Genomic DNA, 4,978 nt, shown 5'->3' with positions numbered 1-4,978 from the left:
AATCATATAGAAAGCTCCTTGAAGTAACCGGTAAAGTTTAGTTTGGAAGAAAAACAAAAACGGTTAATAAAGGAGCTTAGAGTGAAACTATATGGTGGAATTGATTTACATTCAAATAATAGTGTTGTGGTATTAATTGATGAAGAAGGTCGTGAAATATTACGCAAACGAATAGCGAACGACCTTATAAAAATAGTTTCTTTATTGGAGCCATGGCGAAGTAATCTACTAGGAGTTGTCGTTGAGTCAACGTACAACTGGTACTGGTTGGTAGATGGCTTAATGGAATCAGGGTTTAAAGTTCATCTTGCTAATACGGCGGCGATACAGCAGTACTCAGGAGTGAAGTATACGGATGACACGAGTGATGCTCGTTGGTTGTCTGAACTGTTGCGATTAGGCATTTTACCGGAAGGCTATATTTATCCCAAGGAGCAACGTACGGCGCGGGATTTAATGCGCAAACGTATGCAATTGGTGCAACAGAGCACTCTAAATGTCCAGTCAATTCAGGGACTCTATGCTCGGCATTTGAATAAAAGAATTTCCGCAAACAAAATTAAGCAACTCACAGCAGAGCAAGTGGATGTTGATTTTTTAATCCCTCATGTTGCATTAGCAGTGAAGAGTAATTTGGTGGTTATGAATTGTTTACAGGAGCAAATCAATACCTTGGAAAAGGTACTTAAAAAAGACTTGCGGTTGGAACGTGCCTTTGAACAGTTAACCAGTATTGATGGAATCGGTTTGGTATTGGCTTTAACAATTATGTTAGAAACAGGGGCGATTTCGCGTTTTGATACAGTGGGCGATTATGCCTCCTATTGCCGATGTATTAGTGGGGCAAAATTTAGTAATGGTAAGAAAAAGGGAAATACCAATAGCAAAAACGGTAATAAATTTTTAGCTTGGGCGTTTACTGAAGCTGCTAATTTTGCAATTCGATATAACGAAACGGTGAAACAGTATTATCAACGGAAACTCGCCAAAACAAACAAGGTTGTTGCGATTAAAACGGTTGCACATAAATTAGCTCGAGCTTGTTTTTATGTATTGAGAGACCAGGTGGAGTTTAATGTACAAAAAGCATTTATGTAATCAGGTTAAACGGCGTTCGGTTAAGGTAATTGAGTTATACCATGGGGTTGGTAAAACCAATAGCTCTGATTAAACCTTTACCTTAACCACTTAATCTAATCATGAGGTCATTGAAGTTTGTTGTATACTGATATGCCCGTGCTCTGAGCCACAAAGGGTTGGCCATGTAAAAACATAAGCCACTGATTTGTCATTCTGGTTCATAGAACCTGGCGACTTGGACTGAGCACGGCACTATATAATTTCTGAGGCGATAATGCCAAGGACTACTAATGTCCATCAGGCCATTAGTAAATGTCTTAATTCATATGGGTGACTGGTGCATATTAGAGGACACCTCCATTAGAAATTTTAGATGCATAGAGTGTACATGTAACCTTCTAACACTTCTAAAATTATAAAATTTGGCTTACAAACCAAACGGCTTTGCTTTACCTCTTGACCGAGAGTTTCTAATGGGTGACCCCATTTATGCAATAGCATGCCCCACGTGTTCCATCTGTCCCATCCAAAAACATTCAAAATATTCACCATTTTTGCAGAGTTTATGAGCGAAATTCATACTTCTAAGATGAAGTGACATGGATTAAATTTACTCCAATAGCGAAAGGGTAAAAATAATAGTTTGATTCGGTGTAAAGTTTATAAACCTCGTATACTAAAGAAAGAGAGGGAGATTTGTATGATGTATCTAATAGAAGAATGCAACAAAAATATTAAAGGTTATAATTTTAATCTTATGATTTACGGAGATACCGTTCATTTTTACGGGAAAGCCATATGGGCAGATGAATGCATAAATCTTACACATATCAAAACCGATTTTTTCCAAACAAAAGAAGAAGCGAAAGAAAAATTAATTAACAAAATTGAATCTTTAGATTCAGTCAGGCTAGGTATATTAGGTACGACCCATCCTAAATGCGATGAGAATGGAAGTCCTCAAAAATGTAGTTCAATTTGTTATCGATGCCGTAAAGAGATAAAAAGCAATGACTCCTTTTCAGATTGACGTTTAAGAAACAGGATGTCGAGAGCTAAAAAAGAACAAAATCTATGGGGTCAGGACCTGACCCCATAGGCAGTCTGAGTGGCTACTGGAACCAAAAGTCTTTTTTGAATTTTCATTTACAACAAAGTATTCCTCACTGAAGAAGCGAGTTCGTCTATTGAATTCATCCACTACGTCGTTTTTGACGGCTGTATAGGCATATTCGGGTGGCTTATTTCTATCACCCCAAAAAAGATTATAAGTTGTCTTGGTGAAATTGGGAGTGTTACTTCAATGCTTGGGCATCCGAGTGCAAGATACTCACTGCTGTAAAGTGGGTCAAACATTATGCATGGGTTATCGCTTGTAATAAAACCAGGATTGCCTTCAGTACATAAAATATGGATATTCATTTGAGCTAAAATCTCCGCAATAACTTTTGCCGCCGCAGGCAAAGTGCTTTGAATTGGCTCTTGGGCAATTTTTCTTATTTCCTCATGGCTTAAAGAGCCTTGAAAATTGGATGACTGGAACCGAGAAAGAGGTTTGGTGGGATTGATTTTTATTTTTTCAGCCATCTCATCCATTACCTCTAGAGTATAATCCCAGTGTTTTTTTCTTTATCCCTACGCAGCTTTGTACGATACATCATGGTTGAAGCAAACATTATTATTTCAAATATGTCTTTACCAAATAGGTCCTGAAGGTTTTCTAGCTTGTCGCGGCGAAGTCTAATGAAAGCGTTTTCGATTCGGCATAAAGCAGTTTCCAATGTCAAATCTCTCGACCCATCATCAGTTTTTCGGGTATAGAAATCAGGCTCACAGAAAATATTCTTAGGGGCTTTTCTCTTTGCGGTACTACCATCTTTGTTAAATACCCAAACGTAGCCCTCTTGAGCTAGGGGTGTGGCAGGGTCAATCCATCCTGCGAGATATGACCTGGTTATCCAGTGTTGATTTTTGTTTTGCATGCTGCCCATTTGTTGTGATTTTGTTATTTTTGAGTGCTTCACGAGTGCCCCGTGGAATCTTTGGTTTTGTGTTTTGTAATTACTTGATGAGGCCACTAGGACTTGAACCAAGGACCAAGGATTATGAACCCTCGGTTTAAAATTAACCATTTGATTTCAATATAAATTTGATCGCAGGTAACCACTGCAAATGCCCTGCGATATACCACGGTGTTCTACACAAATACACAAATTTTCCACATCAAAATTTCCTATTAGAATAAGATTTTCATAATGGGATTAATTCGATAAATTAAGCAATAGTATTTCAAGGAGAATATAACCCAAGCTTAGTGTGATGGCTATTTTTTACCTAGGCGAAGAACTTACAAAGGAAATGTTCTAATATGGCAGCTCAAAATGACGTGATTTTAAACACAGAAATGGTCCTTGAAAGTTGTCGCACAAGGTTAAGCGAATTTAAAAAAAACGCATCCCACCCTCTTTGTTGTACTACTTTAGAGAATCTGCTTTTTCAAATAATAGTTTTCTTTTATACACACAGAACCGTATGGGCAAGTAATGAATTTTGGGAGGAATATGCTCAATCGCCACATTCAGACCAATTTTCGCAACACGCATATAATGAGATGATTAAAATCACTTTAATCACTCTTTATACACATCTTTGTTTTTGTATTGAGGGTGCGTTTTGCGCTTATTTATCTAATAACAGCCAGGAAAATGTGGTTAAGTTATTTAAAAAATTAATACTAATATTGTTCAAGATGATGAAATAGAAAAAGGGTTAGAAATATTAAAGGCTGTTCGGAATAGCTTTCATGGTAGTCATGGGAACTATATATACCCCTATAAGGATATGGAAATTTATTATAAGGGAAAATTATACCAATTTAAAAAGGAACTCCTGTTTCAGTATCATATGAGTTTTTCAGAGACTTTATACCTAATATTACAGAAATTTATATTAAAATATTTTCTAAAATTTAGATGAGAAACTCACAAAAAATAACTTAAATATCGTAGGCTAATAAGTTTCCTAAAAGGAAAAGCATATATATGAGGGCAGGTTTTTAATGTTTTTTGGCTATATGTAAAAAGCGGTGAAATAGCAAGTATAGAAAACTTCTATTGGAGAAAATTTTGGTTAATTTTATTCAAACATATATCCCACTCAAGCCCAAAATTATCGAGATATTTTGCCTCTATAATTTCTAGAGGGTTATTTTCTTTATTTTCAAGCAACATTTGAATGTCATTCAATATATTGGTTTTATAAAGAATTATTTTATTTAAGGCACATTTAAAACCTTCATCGTTTATGCCTAATTGATTGGAAATAATACGCATGGCCGCAATATCTGCATAGCAGTTATTCATTACTTTTTTATATTTTCAATATCATCTGTTATATCATAGTTAGGAGTTAAGAAAAAATTACGGGTGAAAATAGTCAATTCTTTTTTATTGAATATTTGCATATAAATACCTTTTTCATATTTTTATCGAAATGTCCCATGAATTGATATAAATTTTTTCCCTTTCATATTTACATAAAAATAATAGTTTAATGTGGCAGCTGCAAATACCCCAATTAGTGAGGCGAGCAGTGAGGATGCTAACATAGCTTTTATATTTTTCTTTAATTTTTGCATTTTAGTTTACATCGCCCTGCTATTTTTGCACAAACGGTGCGCAATAAAAAGCTGCTTATTTTGATTAATTTCTACATAGTATAAACCTAGATTTTTGCGAAGAAGGATATTCGGCTTCCCTATAATTTTTATTCCGAGAAAATCTGTATCTACCAAGTTATTTTCTAAATAATCTTTGAGATTATGAATTGGGGAAACAGCAAACGCGATGTCTTGGACAGCAATACACATTTGGTAATTGTCTAAACAACAGTTTAGACA

Annotated in this window: 7 protein-coding genes; 3 read left to right on the top strand and 4 right to left on the bottom strand. The window is 35.4% G+C overall.

From position 1 onward, the window contains the following. The first annotated feature begins 81 nt into the window (after positions 1 to 81). Positions 82 to 1,098: an IS110 family RNA-guided transposase gene (locus tag BN58_RS20185; RefSeq protein WP_019215489.1), complete on the top strand. Its 1,017-nt coding sequence runs from the start codon at positions 82 to 84 to the stop codon at positions 1,096 to 1,098. A 682-nt stretch (positions 1,099 to 1,780) separates the two neighbouring features. Continuing rightward, positions 1,781 to 2,110: a hypothetical protein gene (locus BN58_RS20180; RefSeq protein ID WP_019218390.1), complete on the top strand. Its 330-nt coding sequence runs from the start codon at positions 1,781 to 1,783 to the stop codon at positions 2,108 to 2,110. Positions 2,111 to 2,280: 170 nt separating this feature from the next. Here BN58_RS20180 and BN58_RS36675 read toward each other — a convergent pair whose 3' ends face one another. Next, positions 2,281 to 2,676, bottom strand: coding sequence for a DUF4238 domain-containing protein (locus BN58_RS36675; RefSeq protein ID WP_019218389.1), 396 nt, complete (start codon positions 2,674 to 2,676; stop codon positions 2,281 to 2,283). Positions 2,677 to 2,681: 5 nt separating this feature from the next. Beyond that, complete coding sequence (locus BN58_RS36670) at positions 2,682 to 3,104, bottom strand: DUF4238 domain-containing protein (protein ID WP_198009993.1); 423 nt, start codon at positions 3,102 to 3,104, stop codon at positions 2,682 to 2,684. Between the two features lie 344 nt (positions 3,105 to 3,448). Here BN58_RS36670 and BN58_RS20165 point away from each other — a divergent pair, with 344 nt between their 5' ends. Further along, positions 3,449 to 3,841, top strand: coding sequence for a hypothetical protein (locus BN58_RS20165; protein WP_019218387.1), 393 nt, complete (start codon positions 3,449 to 3,451; stop codon positions 3,839 to 3,841). A 349-nt stretch (positions 3,842 to 4,190) separates the two neighbouring features. Here BN58_RS20165 and BN58_RS20160 read toward each other — a convergent pair whose 3' ends face one another. Together BN58_RS20160 and BN58_RS35565 are read right to left on the bottom strand one after the other, a co-directional pair. Next, the gene (locus tag BN58_RS20160; RefSeq protein ID WP_019218386.1) at positions 4,191 to 4,442 is read right to left on the bottom strand and encodes a hypothetical protein; all 252 of its coding nucleotides are present in this window, start codon (positions 4,440 to 4,442) and stop codon (positions 4,191 to 4,193) included. Between the two features lie 281 nt (positions 4,443 to 4,723). Beyond that, on the bottom strand, positions 4,724 to 4,978 hold a 255-nt coding region (locus tag BN58_RS35565), incomplete at its 5' end, for a hypothetical protein (protein WP_040916832.1).

Source organism: Legionella tunisiensis (genome assembly GCF_000308315.1).
Lineage (GTDB): Bacteria > Pseudomonadota > Gammaproteobacteria > Legionellales > Legionellaceae > Tatlockia > Tatlockia tunisiensis.
Note: the sequence above shows the minus strand (reverse complement) of the source record. Positions and strands in the feature narration are given on the sequence as shown.

Excerpts from the sequence above, each read along its gene's own strand:
- BN58_RS20160 (WP_019218386.1), bottom strand. The coding sequence starts at position 4,442 with ATGAATAACTGCTATGCAGATATTGCGGCCATGCGTATTATTTCCAAT.
- BN58_RS36675 (WP_019218389.1), bottom strand. The coding sequence starts at position 2,676 with ATGGATGAGATGGCTGAAAAAATAAAAATCAATCCCACCAAACCTCTT.
- BN58_RS20180 (WP_019218390.1), top strand. The coding sequence starts at position 1,781 with ATGATGTATCTAATAGAAGAATGCAACAAAAATATTAAAGGTTATAAT.
- BN58_RS20165 (WP_019218387.1), top strand. The coding sequence starts at position 3,449 with ATGGCAGCTCAAAATGACGTGATTTTAAACACAGAAATGGTCCTTGAA.